This is a genomic window from Kribbella sp. NPDC003557 (assembly GCF_040610805.1).
GTDB lineage: Bacteria > Actinomycetota > Actinomycetes > Propionibacteriales > Kribbellaceae > Kribbella.
The window spans coordinates 193,752-211,477 of the sequence record NZ_JBEXMY010000009.1 but is presented as its reverse complement, the minus strand read 5'-3'; the positions used below and the strand labels follow the sequence as shown (position 1 = coordinate 211,477).

The following is a 17,726-nucleotide window of genomic DNA, read 5'->3' as shown; positions in this document are numbered from 1 at the left end:
TCTCAAACGCTTTAGCCGACGGCTTCAGCGTTGGCCGATGTGTTCGGACACGGCGTCGAAGACCCGGCCGACGGCGGCGAAGTCCTCGGGGCTGGCCAGGTCGACCAGGTTCTCCCGGACACCGTCGACGTGGAACGGCGCCGCCTGCTCGAGCAGCGCGAAGCCGGCGTCGGTCAGCTCGGCCCAGACGCCGCGCTTGTCGCTCGTGCACGACGTACGACGGACCAGCTCGGCGGCCTCGAGACGGCCGACGGTGTGCGTCAGGCGGGACCGGCTCTGGTGCAGCCGGTCGGCGAGGTCGGCCATCCGGAGCCGCCGGTCGGGCGCCTCGGAGAGCCTGACCAGGATCTCGTAGTCGTTGATACCGAGGCCGAACTGGCGCAGGTCGTCGTCCAGCTTGGCCATCAGGCGTGCGGTGCCCAGCAGGTACGCACGCCACGCCACCTGCTGCTCGGCGTCGAGCCACCGAGTCCCCCGGTCCATCTCAGTCTCCATCGTCACGGGAACAGTGTAGCGGGAATGTAGTTGACTTTTAAACCGTTACTGCCTACTGTCGTAGTCATCGGTTGAAGTTTTAACTACCGAGGCTGCGTCGCCCCCGACCAGTACGACCCCTTCCGAGAGGACCCCATGAGCGACACCACCACCGGCACCCCGACCAGCAGCATCCCCGGCCTGGTCGCCGGCACGTACGCCCTCGACACCGCGCACAGCGAGGTCGGCTTCACCGTCCGCCACCTGATGACCAAGGTTCGCGGCACCTTCCAGGAGTTCAGCGGCGAGATCGTCGTCAAGGACAGCATCGAGGAGTCCACGACCAACGTCGCGATCGAGCTGGCGTCGGTGCACACCCGCAGCGAGCAGCGCGACGGGCACCTGCGCTCCGGCGACTTCTTCGACGCCGAGAACAGCCCGAAGATGACCTTCGTCAGCACCGCCATCAAGCCCGAGGGCGACGACTACGTCCTGGCCGGCGAGCTGACCATCAAGGACGTCACCAAGCCGATCGAGCTCGCGGTCGAGTTCCTCGGCGTCGACCAGAACGCCTACGGCCAGACCATCATCGGTTTCGAGGCCTCCGCGTCGATCAGCCGCAAGGAGTGGGGCATCGACTTCAACGTGCCGCTCGAGGGCGGCAAGCTGCTGATCGGTGACAAGGTGGACATCCACCTCGACGTCCAGGCCGCGCTGCAGGCCTGACCCCAGCAAACCCGAAAGACCCCGCGCCGGCCCGGTGCGGGGTCTTTGCTATGCCTGGACCATGCGGTGCGCGAGGTCGGCGTACAGCTTGCCGAGTGCCTCGGGGTCGCCGCGGTGCGGCGTGTACCAGCGGGCGACGTCGATGGACAGCGAGAGGACGGCGAGTGTCGTCCCTGGCAGGTCCGTGACGGCGAAGGAGCCGTCGGCGACCCCGTCCGCGAGCACCTGCTCGATCTGCGTCGAGATGGCGCGGCGGATCGTCGCGACCTCGGCCAGATGCTCGGGGCTGAGGGCGGCCAGCTCGTACTGGACGACGCGCGCGATGGTGTGGTGCTGCGCATGCCAGGCGGTGAACGCCGCGACCAGGGCGCGGAGGCGGTCCGCTGGGGTGGGCCCGGCGTCGGCGGACCGCAGCACGTCCAGGGCCGCGTTGTGGCCGTAGAGGCTGATCTCGAAGAGCAGGCGCTCCTTGGACGGGTAGTGCACGTACAGGGCGGCGGGGCTCATCCCGGCGCGGGAGGCGATGTCGCGGGTGGTCGTCGCCTGGTAGCCGCGCTCGGCGAAGGCGTCGACGGCGCCGGTCAGCAGCCGGCGGGCCGCGGCCGGCTGGACGTGTTCCCACACGAGGGGATCGGTGACTGCGGACACGTTGACACCTTGCACCAAACGCGTGAAGCTAAGCAAGCGCTTAGCCATTTGTCTCAATCCTCGGGGAGGCCCCATGGAGCGCGTCATCTTCGGCGAGGACCACCATGCGTTCCGCGCCAGCGCGAAGGAGTACTGCGACCGCTCGCTGGTGCCGCGGATGGAGCAGTTCCTCGACGAGAAGACGATCGACCGCGCCGCCTGGCTGGAGGCCGGGAAGCAGGGCTTCCTCGGCCTCGACGTGCCGGAGGAGTACGGCGGTTCGAGCGTCGGCGACTACCGGTTCAACGCGGTGTTCGCCGAGGAGGTGTCGAAGGTCTCCGCGTCGCTGTCGAGCTGTTTCGGCATCCACTACGACTGCGCCGCGCCGTATTTCGTGGACCTCGGGACCGAGGAGCAGAAGCAGCGCTGGCTGCCGAAGTTCTGCGCCGGTGAGTATGTCGCCGCGATCGGGATGACCGAGCCGTCCGGCGGCTCGGACCTGGCCGCGCTGAAGACCACAGCGAAGAAGGCCGACGGCGGCTGGGTGCTGAACGGGTCGAAGACGTTCATCACCAACGGTGACATGGCCGACCTGGTGATCGTCGCCGCGCGGACCGATCCGGCCAAGGGCGCGAAGGGCATCACGCTGTTCGTGGTCGAGGAGGGCATGGAGGGTTTCGCCCGCGGCCGCAAGCTCGACAAGGTCGGCCAGACCGAGTCCGGTACGTCGGAGCTGTTCTTCGAGGACCTGTTCGTCGGTGACGGCAACGTGCTCGGCGAGCTGGACCGCGGCTTCATCCACATGATGGAGCGGCTGGCGCAGGAGCGGATCGGCGCCGCGGTGTCGAACATCGCGCACGCGACGCAGATCCTCGCCGAGACGATCGACTACGTGAAGCAGCGCAAGGCGTTCGGCCAGGCGGTCGGCTCGTTCCAGTACAACAAGTTCCTGATCGCCGAGCTGGTCACCAAGGCCGAGGTCACCCAGTCGTACGTCGACAACGCGATCGTCGCGCACGACGAGGACCGGCTGTCCGCGGTGGACGCGGCGAAGACCAAGTGGTGGAGCGCCCACGTGCAGAACGAGATCCTGGACGCCTGCGTCCAGCTGCACGGCGGCTACGGCTACATGAACGAGTACCGGGTCGCCCGCGCCTGGCGCGACGCCCGCGTCACCAAGATCTGGGCCGGAAGCAACGAAATCATGAAAGAGCTGATCGGCCGCGACCTCGGCCTGTAGAAGGGAATTGCTGTGCCTGAAGCAGTCATCGTGTCCACGGCCCGGTCGCCGATCGGCCGTGCGTACAAGGGATCGCTGACCACGATCCGGCCGGACGACCTCGCCGTCCAGATGATCCAGGCGGCGGTCGGCAAGGCAGGACTGACCGGCGACCAGATCGAGGACCTCGCGCTCGGCTGTGCGGAGCCGCACGACGAGCACGGCGGCAACATGGCGCGTCGCGTCGCGGTGCAGCTCGGCTGGGACAACACGCCGGCGACCACGGTCAACCGGTTCTGCGCGTCGTCGACGCAGACCGCGCGGATGGCGTACCACGCGATCAAGGCCGGCGAGGGCGACATCTTCGTCAGCGCCGGCGTCGAGTGCGTCTCGCGGTACAAGAACTTCGGCTCCGCCGGGGTCGGCGACCCGAGCTCCTTCAACCCGCTCTTCACCGACGCGGTCGCGCGGACCGAGAAGTACGCCGAGACCAACGACACCTGGCACGACCCGCGCCAGGACGGGCTGGTCCCGGACATCTACATCTCGATGGGCCAGACCGCGGAGAACGTGGCGACGCTGCGGGGGATCAGCCGTGAGGACCAGGACGTGTTCGGGGTCCGCTCGCAGAACCTCGCCGAGAAGGCCATCGGCAACGGGTTCTTCGAGCGGGAGATCGTGCCGGTGACGCTGCCGGACGGGACCGTGGTGAGCAAGGACGACGGGCCGCGCGCCGGGACGACGCTGGAGAAGGTCAGCCAGCTGCAGCCGGTGTTCCGCCCCGACGGCACCGTGACGGCCGGCAACTGCTGCCCGCTGAACGACGGCGCCGCGGCGGTCGTGATCATGAGCGACACCAAGGCCCGCGAACTCGGCCTGACGCCGCTGGCGCGGATCGTGTCGACAGGGGTCAGCGGTCTGTCGCCGGAGATCATGGGCCTGGGGCCGGTCGAGGCGTCGAAGCAGGCGCTGGCGCGGGCCGGGATGAGCATCAACGACATCGACCTGGTCGAGATCAACGAAGCCTTCGCGGTCCAGGTGATCGGGTCGGCGCGTGAGCTCGGGATCGACGAGGACAAGCTGAACGTGCACGGCGGCGCGATCGCGCTCGGCCACCCGTTCGGTTCGACCGGTGCGCGGATCATGACCACGCTGGTCAACGGTCTGCAGTTCGAGGACAAGCAGTTCGGCCTCGAGACCATGTGCGTCGGCGGCGGGCAGGGGATGGCGATCGTTCTCGAGCGCCTCAGCTGATGAGCCTCGACGGCCGGACGGCGATCGTCACCGGAGCCTCGCGCGGTATCGGGCTGGCGATCGCCCAGCGCCTGGTGGCCGACGGCGCGCGGGTCGTCATCACCGGCCGGACCCAGGAGACCCTCGACCAGGCGGTCGAGGCCCTGGGCGGCCGGGAGCACGCGCTCGCGGTCGCCGGTAAGGCGGCCGACCCGGAGCACCGGTCGCAGGTGGTCGCGGCCGCGGTGGCGACGTACGGCTCGGTGGACCTCCTGGTGAACAACGCCGGCATCAACCCGATCTACGGGAAGCTGCTCGACGTCGACCAGGCGGTCGCGGCCAAGATGGTGGACACCAACGTGCTGGCCGCGATCGCCTGGGTGCGGGCCTGCCGGGACGCGTGGATGCGCGCGCACGGCGGGGCCGTGGTCAACCTGTCCTCGGTGGCCGGTCAGGCCCCGTCGCCCGGCATCGGGTGGTACGGCGCGACCAAGGCGATGCTGTCCCGGGTCACACAGGAGCTGGCCGTCGAGCTGGCTCCGGAGATCAGGGTCAACGCCGTGGCCCCGGCTGTGGTGAAGACCAAGTTCGCCGGAGCCCTGTACGAAGGCCGTGAGGACAAGGTCGCCTCGACGTACCCGCTGGGACGGCTGGGCCGGCCGGAGGACGTCGCCTCGCTGGTGTGGTTCCTGTTGTCCGACGAGGCGTCGTGGATCACCGGCCAGACCATCACCATCGACGGCGGGCTGATGCTGAACGGCGGGATCGCCTAGACCTGCCTGCCCTGCCAGCCCGCCAGCTGGTCGTACGGCGGCGCGTCGGCGGCCACTGGGACGACCGGGCCGAACGGGACGTGCCCGCCGCGCTGCTCGGCCGGGACGTACTGACGAACCATCGGCAGCACCTGTGCCGCCAGGTCCTCGTCGAGCTGGTCACGGCGTCCGGTCGCTGTGGCCAGGTCCCAGGCGTGGGTCGCGAGCTCACCTGTATACGCGCCAATGGCTGCCGCGCCAGGGAAGGTGCCCCAAGGCAGCTTGCAGGTCCGCCCGAGGACCGAGTCGTCGGCGAGGGTGGAGTCGAGGGCGACGCGGCGCTCCTTCCAGGCAGCCGGTACGTCGTCGACCCCTGTGGTGACGACGGGGATGGTCAGCGGGTCGCCGCCGCGCAGCGCCAGATTGATCCGCGCCGAGACCGTGAGCAGATGGCCGAGCAGGGTGCGGACGTCGTACTCCGTGCACGGCGTCGGCAGGTCGAGGGTCTCGAGCTCGGTGCCGTCGATCAACTGCTGGGTCTGGTCGAGGGCGCGGACGAAGAGTGGGCGGGGATCGAAGTTGTTCATGGAGACAGCTTCGAGCCGTATATGTGACATCTTCTGTCCCATATTGTTGGTGACATGCGAGCGGACCGGTTGTTGCAGATCATCTTGTTGCTGCAGCGGCACGAGCGGCTGAGCGCGCGGGAGCTGGCCGAGCGGCTGGAAGTGTCGACGCGGACCGTCATGCGCGACATGGAAGCGCTGTCGGCGGCCGGCGTCCCGGTGTACTCCGAGCGCGGGCGCAACGGGGGCTGCGTGCTGCTGCCCGGGTACCGCGCCGACGTGAGCGAGCTGACGCCGCGTGAGGCGCAAGCGTTGTTCGCCTGGTCCGGGCGCGCGGCGTTGTCGGAGGAGCTCGGGCTGCGGGACGCGCTGCACTCGGCGATGGGGAAGCTGTCCGCGACGTTGCCGGTCGAGTTGCAGGGGGACGCGGACGCGTTGTCCGGCGCGATCGTCGTGGACCGGCGGCGGTGGTTCGCCGACGCCGAGGACACCGGCGCGTTGCCCGTACTGCGGCAGGCGGTCGTCACACGCCGGCGGGTACGGCTTCGGTACGCGTCGGCGAGTGAGGGCGTTCAGCAACGAACTGTCGACCCGTGGGGTCTCGTCGAGCAGGCGGGCAGGTGGTATCTGGTGGCGGCGCATCGTGGCGCCGCGCGGATGTACCGGGTGTCCCGCGTCGAGCAGGCCGACGTACTCGACGAGGCGGCGGAGCGGCCGGAAGGGCTGGACGTCCGCGCCGAGTGGGAGCGGCTGCGATCAGGACTCGAGCAGCAGATGCCGGTCGGCGTCGACGTCCTGGTTCGGGTGCGGCCGGAGCGGGTCGAGATGGTACGGCGGATCGCGACGCCGATGCTGGCCAAGGGGGAGGTGGCGCGCGACGTACCGAGCGACGACGAGTGGCCGCATCTGCGGATGCACTTCCGCGTCCGCGAGGCGGCGTGCGGGGTGCTGCTGGGGTTCGCGGGTGATGTCGAGGTGCTGGAGCCGGCCGGGATCAGGGCGCGCATGCTCGAGTTGGCGCAGGCGGCGGTGGCGACCTACGGCTGACGGGTGGCCACGAACGTCTGCCGCAGGATCACGGTGCCGTCGGCATCGATGTCCTCGTTGCGCCAGTGGAAGCCGGTGCTGGTGATGCCGGTGAACTGCCAACGGGTACTGGCGGTCTGCGACTCGAGCGTGATGGTGTCCGCGGTCGCGCGTGCGACGAACGGCATCACGAACGCCGCCTTCGGACCCATCCAGGTCGAGCGGAACGCCTGCAGTTCGGGATCGTAGATGCGGATCGACAGGCCCCACTCGCCGTCGCCGTCGGTGGCCCGCGCTGCCCGGCTCGGGGTGATCCAGATGTCGGCGACCGCGCGGCCGTCGAGCGCCCACGCGAAATGCCATTCACCCTTGGTCTGCCGGACGACGGCACCGCTGTCGTCGTACCAGGCGACGTCGAGGTCCCAGCTGCCGATCAACGGGGCGAACGGGCCGAACGCGTCGGCGAACTCGGGGCGCGGGGCGTCGGAGACCATCAGGCCGGCGAGAGTGCGGGCGGCCGCCGCACCGTCGAGGATCTGCATGAGGCAAGCCTAGATGCGGACGCCCCGCCGCCGGTGACCCCGTCGCGTGGAACCACGATGGCACTTCCGGCGGTCGGGGCGATCAGTCCGACAGCACCGCGCCACTCTAGTACGAGTCCGGCGCACATCCGAATCACGGGACGCACGCGATCCTGTCACTTAATCCGTGGCGGCCCTCAGGCCCGCTGGTTAGGGTCCGGGTCATGAGGACCCGGGCGGTGGTACGGCAGGCGGTGGGCGACGACGCCGAGGCGGTGGCGACGGTGCGGGCGGTGGTCGCGCCGTACAAGGTGATGTCGGCCGCGGCGACGCGGCACATGATCACCGCGCAGTCGCCGAAGGAGCGGTTCCTGCCGCTGGTCGCCGACCGCGAGGGCGAGATCGTCGCCTGGGCGTCGGCCGGGCTCAACGTGTGGACCAGCGAGCCGGGGCAGGCGAGCCTCAGCATCTACGTGCACCCGGAGCACCGCAAGCAGGGCATCGGCAGCGAGCTCGCCGAGCGGCTGCACCAGCACCTCACCGAGGTCGGTGCGCTCCGGGTCCGGTCGTTCGTGCAGCCCGACGGGCTCGACTTCGCCCGCAACCGCGGGTACGACGGCACGCGGCAGATGCACTTCGCCGGCGTCGACCTGACGGCGCCGCTGCCCGAGCAACCGGAGACGCCGGCGGGGATCGAGCTGGTGTCGCTGGACGACGTGGAGCCGCGGACGGTCCACACGGCCGACGCGATCGCGTCGCTGGACGAGCCGAGCGACTCGCCGGTGGACTCGATCGACTACGACCAGTGGCTGGAAGAGGTCTGGAACAGCCCGTCGGTGGACAGGTCGCTCAGTGTCGGCGCGATGGCCGGCGACGAGATGGCGGCGTTCACCGTGGTCGAGCGGGCCGGTGACCGGATGTGGTCGGGGATGACCGGCACGGTTCCGGCCTACCGCGGGGCGGGCCTGGCGAAGCTGGTGAAGTCGGCCGCGCTCCGGCGGGCGGCGGCCGCCGGGATCACCTCGGCGTACACGTCCAACGACGACACGAACGGCCCGATGCTTGCCGTCAACAACTGGCTCGGGTACCGCCGGGTGCAGACCGAGCTCGGGCTGCTGAAAACCCTCTGAGACAGAGCTGTAATGGGTTCACTTCCGGTATGCACCTGAAATGGCGCTAGATTCCGGGGGACCTCGCTGTCGTTGGAGTGCCCAAGGAGTTTCAGATGGAGATCAGGGCGGCTGAGCCGGGGGATGTGGACGCGGCGGTCGCGCTGCACGACGCTTTGGTGCCGTACCTGGTGACCACCCGGGGCGCGCTCGACCGCCGGCTCGGCCGCGGGAACGAACCCGGCCGCGGCACGTTCGCGGCCGTCGGCGACGACGCCGTACTCGCGGGCTGGGCGACGTGCGGCCTGATCGCCGGCTCGGACCCGCTGGACGGTGAGCTACGGGTGCTGGTCCGGCCGGAGCACCGGCGGCGGGGGATCGGGACGCGGTTGCTGGAGGCAACGCACGCGAACCTGCGGGCGGCCGGCGCGACGTCGGCACGGGTGTTCGCGGACCCGGGATCGGTCGCCTGGGCGGCCCGGTTCGGGTACCGGCAGACACGGCAGGTGCACTACGCGGGCATCGACCCGCGGAAGGTGCCCGAGCTGCCCGAGGTCCCGAGCGGCGTGGAGCTGATGGCGGCCGGCGCCGTCGATCCGCGGCTGCTGTACGAGGCCGACATGGTTGCCCAGCGCACCAAGCCGGGCGACGCGAAGATCTCCACCCGGCCGTACGAGGACTGGCTGGCGGGGGTCTGGCGGAACCCGGACACGGTGCTCGATCTGAGCGTCGCCGCCGTGTACGAGGGGCGGGTCGTCGCGTTCACGCTGGGACTCGGCGACCACACGATGATCTGGTCGAAGATGACGTCCACGCTGCCCGAGTTCCGCGGCCGCGGCCTGGCCAAACTGGTCAAGGCCGCCGCCCTGCACCGCGCCGCCGAGGCAGGGGTACAAGGCGCCTACACCGCCAACTACGACGGCAACACCCCTATGATCGCCGTCAACGATTGGCTCGGTTACCACCGCATCGCAACCCACGCGGTGCTGATCTGCCCGCTCTAGGGGACGAGCAGGACGACGGTCTCGGCGACGCAGGCCGGTTTGGTGGAGTTCTCCAGGTCGATCACCCAGTTCAGCGAGACCTGGACGCCGGCCGGGGTCTGGACGGCGTTCGCGATCGTGGCGCCGGCGCGGACGCGGGTGCCGACCGGGACCGGGGCGGGGAAGCGGACCTTGTTGACGCCGTAGTTGAGTTTCGCGGTGACGCCGTCGACCTTGAACAGTTCCTCGCCGAAGCGGGCGATCAGGCTCAGGGTCAGGTAACCGTGCGCGATCGTCCCGCCGTACGGCCCCTTGGCGGCGCGGTCGACGTCGACGTGGATCCACTGGTGGTCGCCGGTCGCTTCGGCGAACTGGTTCACCTGCTCCTGGGTGATCTCCAGCCACTCGGTCTCACCGAGCTGGGTGCCGACCGCGTGCACCACCTCGTCGACGCCGTTGAACGTCTGCGGCATGCGCTTCGCCCCTCAGTTCCGCGGTCCGCCGGCGACGTACAGGACCTGGCCGGAGACGAAACCGGCCTCCTCGCTGCAGAAGAACGAGGCGGCGGCGGCAATGTCCTCCGGCTTGCCGGTCCGCTGCACGGGGATGCTCGCGGCGGTCGCCTTCTTGAACTCCTCGAAGTCGACGCCGACCCGGGCCGCGGTCGCCGCCGTCATGTCGGTCTCGATGAAGCCCGGCGCGATCGCATTCGCGGTGACACCGAACTTGCCCAGCTCGATCGCGAGCGTCTTCGCCAGGCCCTGCAGACCAGCCTTGGCGGACGCGTAGTTGGCCTGGCCGCGGTTGCCGAGGGCCGAGGTCGAGGAGAGGAAGACCATCCGGCCGTACTTGGCCTCGACCATGTGCGCCTGGCAGGCCTTCGACATCAGGAAGCTGCCCTTGAGGTGCACCGACATGACCGTGTCCCAGTCGTCCTCGGACATCTTGAACAGCAGGTTGTCCCGCAGCACGCCGGCGTTGTTGACCAGGATCGTCGGCGCGCCGAGCTCCGCGGCCACGCGTTCGACCGCGGCCGCGACCTGGTCGGACTTGCTGACGTCGGCGCCGACGCCGATCGCCGTGCCGCCGGCCTCGGTGATCGCCTTCACGGTCGCCTCGCAGGCGCCCTCGTCGAGGTCGATGACCGCGACGGCGTGACCGTCCGCCGCGAGCCGCTGCGCGACGGCCGCGCCGATTCCCCGGGCCGCCCCGGTCACGATCGCCACCCGCTGCGTACTCATCAACCACTCCATTCGGTCCACTGGTCTGCCGGAGATGACATTACCCACGGTCAGTCACCCGGGAAGTACCCCGGATGACATGATCGTGGTGTGGATCATCACAACCGCCACGTCTACCACTGCCCGTTGCGGTGGGGCGACATGGACGCGCTCGGCCATGTGAACAACGGCCGGTACGTCGACTATCTCCAGGACGCCCGCGTCGACTTCCTGTTCCGGACCGCCAAGGAGCTCGGCGCCGACAACCTCGAGACCGGCCTGCTGGTGGCCCGGCACGAGGTGCAGTACCGCGCGCCGCTGCACTTCCGGCCCGAGCCGGTGCGGATCGAGCTGTGGATCAGCGAGATCCGGGCCGCGTCGTTCACGGTCGACTACGAGATCCTCGACGCCGAGCCGGACCGCCGGACGTACGTCGAGGCGAAGACCAAGCTGGTCCCGTTCGACTTCACCGCCAACCGGCTGCGCCGGATCACCCCGGTCGAGCGCGCGGCCCTGGAGAAGCTGGTGGGCGCCTGATGTACACACACCCGGTCCTGGTCCGGTGGTCCGACATCGACTCCTACGACCACGTGAACAACGTGCGGTACTTCGACTACCTGCAGGAGGCGCGGATCGCATTCCTCGGGCAGGTGATGGAGACGACGGGCGACTTCTTCGCGCAGTACCCGTGCGTGCTGGTCAGCCAGACGGTGGACTACCTGCGCCCGATCCTGCTCCGGCACCCGCCGTACGACGTGGACGTGTGGATCGCGTCGGTCGGTACGTCGTCGTACACGCTCGGCTCCCGGATCGTCGACCGCAGCGGCGACTCCGAGGACCTGTACGCCCGGGCGGAGTCGGTGATCGTCGCCGTGGACGGCGTGACCCACGCCAAACGCCCCCTCGGCGACGCCGAACGGGCAGCCCTCCTCGAGCATGTTGTGACCAGTTGAGAGACTAGGTCCGAGATGACTGAGCAGCAGAGCTTCTACGACGCCGTCGGTGGGGCGGAGACCTTCCACCGGTTGGTGGCAGCGTTCTACCGCGGGGTTGCCGCCGACCCGGAACTGCGGGCGATGTACCCGGAGGAGGACCTCGGTCCGGCCGAGGTGCGTTTCCGGATGTTCCTCGAGCAGTACTGGGGCGGCCCGAAGACGTACTCCGAGCAGCGCGGGCACCCCCGGCTGCGGATGCGGCACGCCCCGTTCGCCGTCACCCCGAGCGCGCGGGACCGGTGGCTCGGCCACATGCGGGCCGCGCTCGACGAGATCGCCCTGTCCCCGGAGCGGGACGAGGAGATCTGGCGCTACATGGTGATGGCCGCGCACAGCATGGTGAACACCGACGAACCGCAGTACCCCGGCGCGATCGACGTGTCCGGTCGCTGAATCCCCACCTGAATCCTGTCGAAGGAGAGAACACGAGCATGGCTACCACTCGTACGGCCAAGGCCCACTGGGAAGGCTCGCTGATGGAGGGCGCCGGCCAGGTCGCCCTGGAGTCGTCCGGCATCGGCACGTATGACGTCACCTGGGCCTCCCGCGCGAACGACGCCAACGGCAAGACCAGCCCGGAGGAGCTGATCGCGGCCGCGCACTCGACCTGCTTCTCGATGGCGCTGTCGCACGCGCTGGCGCAGGCCGGCAACCCGCCGGCGTCGCTCGACACCCAGGCCGACGTGACCTTCCAGCCGGGTGAGGGCATCACCGGCATCAAGCTGTCCGTGAACGGCAACGTGCCGGGGCTGACCGCCGACGAGTTCGCCGAGTTCGCCGAGGGCGCCAAGAAGAACTGCCCGGTGTCCCAGGCGCTGTCCGCCGTCCCGATCACCCTGGACGTCACCTTCACCGCCTGACCGGCCATCTGAAACGCCTCCCGTGCTGCCGCGCGGGAGGCGTTCCTGTCGGGCGGGGTGTCTACCTCAGCCTCGGGTCCCGTCCTGCTTCCCGGTCGCCGCGCTCTCGTCGGTCTTGGCCTCTTCTTCCTTCTCGGTGCCGGAGCCGACGCCGGAGGAGCCGCTGCTGTTCGGGTCGCGGGTGGTCATGTTGCCGACCCGGAGGACCTCGCCGTTGCGGACGTACCAGGTGGTGCCGTCCTCGCCGCGCAGCGTGGTGATCCGCAGACCGACCGCGACCACGACACCGGTCGCCTTCTCCATGTCGATCAGGTCCCCGACGCCGTACTGGTCCTCGAAGATCATGAACACGCCGGCCAGGAAGTCCTTCACCAGCGTCTGCGCGCCGAACCCGAGCGCCACGCCGATGATGCTCGCGGACGCGATCACCGGCAGGATGTTGAAGCCGAGCTCGGCCAGCACCATCACCACCAGGACGGCGCTCAGCACGATGGTGATCGCGCTGCACAGCAGCGAGCCGATGGTCTCGGCGCGCTGGGCCCGGCGCTCGCTCGCGAGCGTGCTCTCCACGAAGCCCTGGCCGATCTTCGACTTCGCCAGGACGCCGGCGACGGTGCCGTTGCCGGTCCGCCGGGTGAACCGGCGGACGAGCTTGTGCAGCAGCCAGCGCAGCGCGAAGAAGCCGATGATCAGACCGGCGATCCGGGCCGGTACGACCACGACCTGATCGGTCACCTCCAGCTTGCCGTCGTTGCCCATCCGGAAGAACGTCGGGAACGTGTCCGGGAGACTCAACAACGGTGAAAACAGGGGGTGACTGGCTAGGGACACAAGGTAGCTGGTCAGAATAGGCATCTCGCCGCCTGATGGTAGTAGGGCTGACAAGGAGATGCGATCGCATGTCGAGCCGGCTGGACGACGAGCTTTCCCGGCTCGTGAGTGCTGGTGTGCTGCGCCAGTACCAGGCCGAGTCGATCCGGGACGCCGCCGACGCCGAGATCGACGCGGCGCTCGCCGACCCCGGCCGGCCGCGTCCGCGGCAGGAGCCGGCCGAGCCGGAGCCGGCCAAGGGCAAGCCGTCGCCCGTCCCGGCCCACACGAGCGCGCTCGTCGAGGTGCTCGGCTACATCGGCGGGGCGCTGCTGCTCGGCGCCGTCGCGCTCCTGACCTTGGCGAACTGGGGTGAGATGGGCCGTGCCGCCCGGATCACCACCGGTACGGCGGCCGCGGTCGTGCTGCTGGCCGCCGCGGTCGTGCTGGCGCTGCTGCGGCGCCGGGAGCAGTTGAGCTCGGCGCTCGCGGCCCTGGGCTGCTGCGTGGCCGGGTTCGCGACGTACGTGGCGATCGAGGGGGAGGCCGGCCGGGTCACCGGGGTGGCGCTCGCGCTCGCGCTGGCGGCCGTCGGGGTGTGGTGGCTCAAGCAGCCTTCGTTGCTGGTGGCAACATTCGGGATCCTGGCCGTGGGTGTGTTGGTGATCACGGCAGATGTCCTCACTCCGGACACCGGCTCGGCGCCGAACAGCGCGGGCATCGCCGGGACCGGGTTCATCATCGTCGCGTTCGTGTTCGCGATGCTCGGCCTGGTGCGCGATCAGGTGACGTCGTGGTCACTGGCCGGAGCGGCGATGTTCAGCTCGTCGATCTGCTGGCTGGTCCAGGAGCGCGGCGAGATCATGGCGCTGGCCGTGGGTACGGCGGGCCCCGCGGCGCTGCTGGTCGCGTACGGGCGGACCAGGCGCTCGGCGTACGCCGTGGTCGGCTGCGCGATCCTCCTGGTCATCTGGCCGACCGCCCTGTACCAGCTGACCGACAACCTGGCCGGCGTCGCGATCGGACTGGTCGTGGCCAGCGCAGTCCTCCTGCTGGCCGTCCTGATGCTCAGTCGCCGCCGCTCGAACGCGTAACGCAACGCGCGGCGTTTGGCCGTGGGGGCCGTTGATGCGGCAGACTCGCTGGGGTGACTGCTCCCACTCCGGCCCTTGTCGAGCTAGCGGTTGCCCATGGTGTGGCGACGGAGTACTGGAACTGGCAGGGCGAGCACGTGGTCGTGTCCAGTGAGGTCGTGGCCCACGTGCTCGCGGCCCTCGGCGTGGACGCGTCGACGCCGGAGAAGGCGGCCCTGGCGCTGGCCGGGCACCAGCAGGCGCGCTGGCGGCGTACGCTGCCGGCCACCGTGGTGATGCGGGAGGGCTGGACCCCGTGGTTCGCCGTACACCTCCCGCACGGCTCGTCGGCGGAGGTGTGGATCGACCTCGAGGACGGCGGTCACCGGCGGGACATCCCGCAGCAGGAGCACTGGGTCGAGCCGGAGTGGGTCGACGGCGTCCAGGTCGGTGAGGCGACGTTCCAGTTGCCGGGCGACCTGCCGCTCGGGTACCACCGGCTGTGCGCGCGGATCGGCGCCAACCCGGAGATCTCGGTCAGCACCCTGATCGTCACGCCGGCGAAGCTGGAGCCGGAGAAGCTGCACCGGACCTGGGGCTGGGTGCTGCAGCTGTACTCGGTGCGCTCGCGGCGGTCCTGGGGGATCGGCGACCTGCACGACCTGGGGGACCTGGCCGCGTGGTCGGCGCACGACCTGGGCGCGGGCTTCGTCCTGGTGAACCCGCTGCACGCCGCGGAGCTGGCCGGCCGGATGGAGCCCTCGCCGTACCTGCCGGCGTCGCGGCGCTTCGCGAACCCGATCTACCTGCGCATCGAGGACATCGACGAGTACGGCGACCTGGCCCCGGCTGAGCGCGACCGGGTCCGCGCGCTGGCACTGCAGGTGCGGGCACTGAGCGAGGACTCCACGGCCCTCGACCGGGACACGGTCTGGGCGGCCAAGCGGGAGGCGCTGCAGGTGCTGTTCGGCGTGCAGCCGTCAGTCGGGCGGATCGCCGAGTACGGCGCGTTCTGCGACCGGGAGAGCCAGGGCCTGATCGACTTCGCCACCTGGGCCGCGATCGCCGATGTCCACGGGCCGGAGTGGAGCAAGTGGCCCGAGGAGCTGCAGGAGCCGACCTCGCCGGAAGTTGTTGCCTTCCGCAACGAGAATCCGGACGCGGTGGAGTTCCACTGCTGGCTGCAGTGGCAGCTCGACGAGCAGCTGGCGCGGACCCAGGCCCGCGCGAAGGCGGCCGGCATGTCGCTGGGCATCGTGCACGACCTGGCCGTCGGCGTGCACCCCGACGGCGCCGACGCCTGGGCGCTGCAGAACGTGCTCGCCCCGAACATCCACGTCGGAGCGCCGCCGGACGCGTTCAACCAGCAGGGACAGGACTGGTCGCAGCCGCCGTGGCGGCCGAACGCGCTCGCCGAGACCGGGTACGCCGCGTGGCGGGATCTGGTGCGTGCGGTGATGCGGCACGGCGGCGGACTGCGGATCGACCACATCCTCGGCATGTTCCGGCTGTGGTGGGTGACCTCGCCGGAGCGCCCGACCGAGGGCACGTACGTCCGGTACGACCACGAGGCGCTGGTCGGGATCCTGGTGCTGGAAGCCCAGCGCACCGGGGTGACCGTGATCGGTGAGGACCTCGGGACCGTCGAGCCCTGGGTGCGGGACTACCTGACCGAGCGCGGCATCCTCGGAACGTCGGTGCTGTGGTTCGAGCGGGACGCCGACGGCAGGCCGCTGTCGCCGGAGCGCTGGCGGGAGCTCTGCCTCGCCACGGTCACCACGCACGACCTGCCGCCGACGGCCGGCTACCTCGCCGGTGACCACGTGGAGCTGCGGAACCGTCTGGGGCTGCTGACCCGGCCGGTGGAAGAGGAGCTGGAGGTCGACGAGGCGGACCGTGACGCCTGGCTGAACGCGCTCCGCGAGCGCCACCTGCTCAGCAACACCGACGGCGACGTCGAGCGGATCGTCGAGGCGATGCACCGGTACGTCGCGCACACGCCCGCGAAGCTCGTCGGCGTCGCGCTGACGGACGCCGTGGGGGAACGCCGGACGCAGAACCAGCCCGGCACCACCGACGAGTACCCGAACTGGCGGGTGCCGCTCGGCGGACCGCAGGGCGAGCCCGTCCTGATCGAGGACCTGCCGAACAACCAGCGCCTGCGACGACTGATCGGCGCGCTGAATATCTAGCTTTCCGTATTCGCCTGCTCACGAACCGTTGACAATAGATTTGAACGGTTGTTTTCTATTAAGCAGGAGAGGCGCCTTCCTTCGCTGTCCACCGCCCCAACAGTTGAAGGAGTTGTTCCATGCTGCTGTCTTTGCTGCGCAAACGCAGGCTCAGCCTGGCTGGAATTGCGGTCGGCGCCCTCGCGCTGACCATCAGCACCTCCGTCCCGCTCGCCTACGGGCACGGCTGGACGAACTCACCCGTCAGCCGCGCCAAGCTCTGTCAGCAAGGCGCCGTGCAGAACTGCGGTGCGATCCAGTGGGAGCCGCAGAGCGTCGAAGGACCGAAGGGCTTCCCGGCCGCGGGACCGGCTGACGGAGTGCTGTGCTCGGCCGGGCTCAGCCAGTTCCACGAGCTCGACGACCAGCGCGGGGGAGCCTGGCCGGCTACCCAGCTGCAAGGCGGGCAGGGGTTCACGTTCGCGTGGCACCTGACCGCGCCGCACTCGACCACCGACTTCTCGTACTACATGACCAAGCAGGGCTGGAACCCGTCGCAGCCGCTGACCCGGTCCGCGCTCGAGCTCACCCCGTTCCTGACCGTCAAGATGAACGGCAGCCGGCCGGCCAACGACGTGACGCACCCGGGCACGATCCCGACCGGCCGGACCGGGCGGCACATGATCCTCGCGGTCTGGACCATCGCCGACACCGGGAACGCCTTCTACCAGTGCTCGGACGTCAATTTCTGATTCAACCTGACGTTTGGTGAATAACTTTCCTGGGAAATCCACTCCTTGAAATAACCGCCCCATATTTCAAGGAGTGTCCCCATGAAGTTGCTCCGTCGCGTCGTGGTTCCCCTGGTCGCCGTGCTCGTCGGTCTGCTGCCCGGTGTGGTGGCGGTCGAGCAGGCGTCCGCATTGACCAAGCTGACTCACTCCCAGGCGACCTCGATCTTCCGGGCCGCAGGGCTGACCTGGTCGTCCAGCGGTGGCTGCTCGGACCGCTACAACTCCACGTGCACGTCGTTCGAGCAGATCAACGACAGCACGGCCTACGGCGTACGCACGCTGAAGACCGCCAGCGGGTGCGCGGTCAACATCACCGGCGGCACCGAGGTCGGCCACGCGAGTGGGACCTACAGCCACTGGAACGGGTACAAGGTCGACATCTCGAAGTACACGTGTGTCGGCAACTACATCCACAACACCTTCACCCGGATCGCCGACCGCGGCGACGGCGCCGCCCAGTGGCGCTCCGGCGCCGGCAACATCTACGCCGACGAAGGCAACCACTGGGACATCACCTACTACAACTGCGGCGGCTGCTGAGTTGTGGGGGAGGGGCTGCTGCCGTAG

Annotated in this window: 22 protein-coding genes; 15 read left to right on the top strand and 7 right to left on the bottom strand. The window is 69.6% G+C overall.

What is annotated here, in order from left to right; translation table 11 throughout:
* Positions 1-24: 24 nt before the first annotated feature.
* Positions 25-483 carry a MarR family transcriptional regulator gene (locus ABZW60_RS34600; protein WP_355484265.1) on the bottom strand — a complete coding sequence of 153 codons (459 nt, stop codon included), beginning with the start codon at positions 481-483 and terminating at the stop codon, positions 25-27.
* 147 nt (positions 484-630) lie between these two features.
* Between ABZW60_RS34600 and ABZW60_RS34595 the strand changes: the two genes are divergently transcribed.
* Positions 631-1,200 (top strand): YceI family protein, encoded by a 570-nt coding sequence (locus tag ABZW60_RS34595; RefSeq protein ID WP_355484153.1) that lies wholly within the window; start codon positions 631-633, stop codon positions 1,198-1,200.
* Between the two features lie 48 nt (positions 1,201-1,248).
* Here the strand turns inward: ABZW60_RS34595 and ABZW60_RS34590 are convergent, their stop codons facing one another.
* On the bottom strand, positions 1,249-1,848 hold the full coding sequence (locus ABZW60_RS34590; protein WP_355484151.1) for a TetR/AcrR family transcriptional regulator: 600 nt from the start codon (positions 1,846-1,848) through the stop codon (positions 1,249-1,251).
* Positions 1,849-1,921: 73 nt separating this feature from the next.
* Here ABZW60_RS34590 and ABZW60_RS34585 point away from each other — a divergent pair, with 73 nt between their 5' ends.
* Genes ABZW60_RS34585 through ABZW60_RS34575 form a run of 3 tightly spaced genes read left to right on the top strand, consistent with a single transcriptional unit; the run spans position 1,922 to position 5,052 of the window.
* On the top strand, positions 1,922-3,067 hold the full coding sequence (locus ABZW60_RS34585; protein ID WP_355484148.1) for an acyl-CoA dehydrogenase family protein: 1,146 nt from the start codon (positions 1,922-1,924) through the stop codon (positions 3,065-3,067).
* A 12-nt stretch (positions 3,068-3,079) separates the two neighbouring features.
* On the top strand, positions 3,080-4,300 hold the full coding sequence (locus tag ABZW60_RS34580; protein WP_355484146.1) for an acetyl-CoA C-acetyltransferase: 1,221 nt from the start codon (positions 3,080-3,082) through the stop codon (positions 4,298-4,300).
* Positions 4,300-5,052: an SDR family oxidoreductase gene (locus tag ABZW60_RS34575; protein ID WP_355484144.1), complete on the top strand. Its 753-nt coding sequence runs from the start codon at positions 4,300-4,302 to the stop codon at positions 5,050-5,052. The genes ABZW60_RS34580 and ABZW60_RS34575 overlap by 1 nt, the downstream gene beginning before the upstream one ends.
* Here ABZW60_RS34575 and ABZW60_RS34570 read toward each other — a convergent pair.
* The gene (locus ABZW60_RS34570) at positions 5,049-5,618 is read right to left on the bottom strand and encodes a TIGR03086 family metal-binding protein (protein ID WP_355484142.1); all 570 of its coding nucleotides are present in this window, start codon (positions 5,616-5,618) and stop codon (positions 5,049-5,051) included. The two genes, ABZW60_RS34575 and ABZW60_RS34570, sit on opposite strands and share 4 nt — an antisense overlap.
* Before the next feature lie 54 nt (positions 5,619-5,672).
* Here ABZW60_RS34570 and ABZW60_RS34565 point away from each other — a divergent pair, with 54 nt between their 5' ends.
* Positions 5,673-6,644 carry a WYL domain-containing protein gene (locus ABZW60_RS34565; protein ID WP_355484141.1) on the top strand — a complete coding sequence of 324 codons (972 nt, stop codon included), beginning with the start codon at positions 5,673-5,675 and terminating at the stop codon, positions 6,642-6,644.
* Here the strand turns inward: ABZW60_RS34565 and ABZW60_RS34560 are convergent.
* A complete protein-coding gene (locus ABZW60_RS34560; protein WP_355484139.1) occupies positions 6,635-7,165 on the bottom strand; it encodes a hypothetical protein in 531 nt (176 codons plus the stop codon). The two genes, ABZW60_RS34565 and ABZW60_RS34560, sit on opposite strands and share 10 nt — an antisense overlap.
* 203 nt (positions 7,166-7,368) lie before the next feature.
* On the opposite strand from ABZW60_RS34560, the gene ABZW60_RS34555 reads away from it, so the two are divergent.
* Both ABZW60_RS34555 and ABZW60_RS34550 read left to right on the top strand, forming a co-directional pair.
* The gene (locus tag ABZW60_RS34555; protein WP_355484137.1) at positions 7,369-8,274 is read left to right on the top strand and encodes a GNAT family N-acetyltransferase; all 906 of its coding nucleotides are present in this window, start codon (positions 7,369-7,371) and stop codon (positions 8,272-8,274) included.
* Between the two features lie 95 nt (positions 8,275-8,369).
* A complete protein-coding gene (locus tag ABZW60_RS34550) occupies positions 8,370-9,257 on the top strand; it encodes a GNAT family N-acetyltransferase (RefSeq protein ID WP_355484136.1) in 888 nt (295 codons plus the stop codon).
* Here ABZW60_RS34550 and ABZW60_RS34545 read toward each other — a convergent pair.
* Positions 9,254-9,709: a MaoC family dehydratase gene (locus tag ABZW60_RS34545; protein ID WP_355484134.1), complete on the bottom strand. Its 456-nt coding sequence runs from the start codon at positions 9,707-9,709 to the stop codon at positions 9,254-9,256. The genes ABZW60_RS34550 and ABZW60_RS34545 overlap by 4 nt on opposite strands.
* Positions 9,710-9,721: 12 nt before the next feature.
* Positions 9,722-10,480: an SDR family oxidoreductase gene (locus tag ABZW60_RS34540; protein WP_355484263.1), complete on the bottom strand. Its 759-nt coding sequence runs from the start codon at positions 10,478-10,480 to the stop codon at positions 9,722-9,724.
* An 87-nt stretch (positions 10,481-10,567) separates the two neighbouring features.
* Here ABZW60_RS34540 and ABZW60_RS34535 point away from each other — a divergent pair, with 87 nt between their 5' ends.
* From ABZW60_RS34535 to ABZW60_RS34520, 4 genes are read left to right on the top strand one after another with little or no spacing between them, the layout of a single operon-like run.
* Positions 10,568-10,993 carry a thioesterase family protein gene (locus ABZW60_RS34535; protein ID WP_355484132.1) on the top strand — a complete coding sequence of 142 codons (426 nt, stop codon included), beginning with the start codon at positions 10,568-10,570 and terminating at the stop codon, positions 10,991-10,993.
* Positions 10,993-11,409: an acyl-CoA thioesterase gene (locus ABZW60_RS34530; protein ID WP_355484130.1), complete on the top strand. Its 417-nt coding sequence runs from the start codon at positions 10,993-10,995 to the stop codon at positions 11,407-11,409. The genes ABZW60_RS34535 and ABZW60_RS34530 overlap by 1 nt, the downstream gene beginning before the upstream one ends.
* Before the next feature lie 15 nt (positions 11,410-11,424).
* Positions 11,425-11,844 carry a globin gene (locus ABZW60_RS34525; RefSeq protein WP_355484127.1) on the top strand — a complete coding sequence of 140 codons (420 nt, stop codon included), beginning with the start codon at positions 11,425-11,427 and terminating at the stop codon, positions 11,842-11,844.
* Between the two features lie 38 nt (positions 11,845-11,882).
* Positions 11,883-12,311, top strand: a complete 429-nt coding sequence (locus ABZW60_RS34520) for an OsmC family protein (RefSeq protein ID WP_355484125.1) — start codon at positions 11,883-11,885, stop codon at positions 12,309-12,311.
* 66 nt (positions 12,312-12,377) lie between these two features.
* Here the strand turns inward: ABZW60_RS34520 and ABZW60_RS34515 are convergent, their stop codons facing one another.
* Entirely contained in the window at positions 12,378-13,106 is a 729-nt protein-coding gene (locus tag ABZW60_RS34515; protein ID WP_355484123.1) for a mechanosensitive ion channel domain-containing protein, read from the bottom strand.
* A 104-nt stretch (positions 13,107-13,210) separates the two neighbouring features.
* Between ABZW60_RS34515 and ABZW60_RS34510 the strand changes: the two genes are divergently transcribed.
* The 4 genes from ABZW60_RS34510 (at position 13,211) to ABZW60_RS34495 (ending at position 17,699) form a co-directional block, all read left to right on the top strand.
* Complete coding sequence (locus ABZW60_RS34510; RefSeq protein WP_355484121.1) at positions 13,211-14,215, top strand: hypothetical protein; 1,005 nt, start codon at positions 13,211-13,213, stop codon at positions 14,213-14,215.
* Positions 14,216-14,268: 53 nt separating this feature from the next.
* Positions 14,269-16,386, top strand: coding sequence for a 4-alpha-glucanotransferase (gene malQ / locus ABZW60_RS34505; RefSeq protein WP_355484119.1), 2,118 nt, complete (start codon positions 14,269-14,271; stop codon positions 16,384-16,386).
* A gap of 119 nt (positions 16,387-16,505) precedes the next feature.
* Positions 16,506-17,117, top strand: a complete 612-nt coding sequence (locus ABZW60_RS34500) for a lytic polysaccharide monooxygenase (RefSeq protein ID WP_355484117.1) — start codon at positions 16,506-16,508, stop codon at positions 17,115-17,117.
* Between the two features lie 81 nt (positions 17,118-17,198).
* Positions 17,199-17,699 (top strand): hypothetical protein, encoded by a 501-nt coding sequence (locus tag ABZW60_RS34495; protein ID WP_355484115.1) that lies wholly within the window; start codon positions 17,199-17,201, stop codon positions 17,697-17,699.
* The last annotated feature ends 27 nt before the right edge of the window (positions 17,700-17,726 follow it).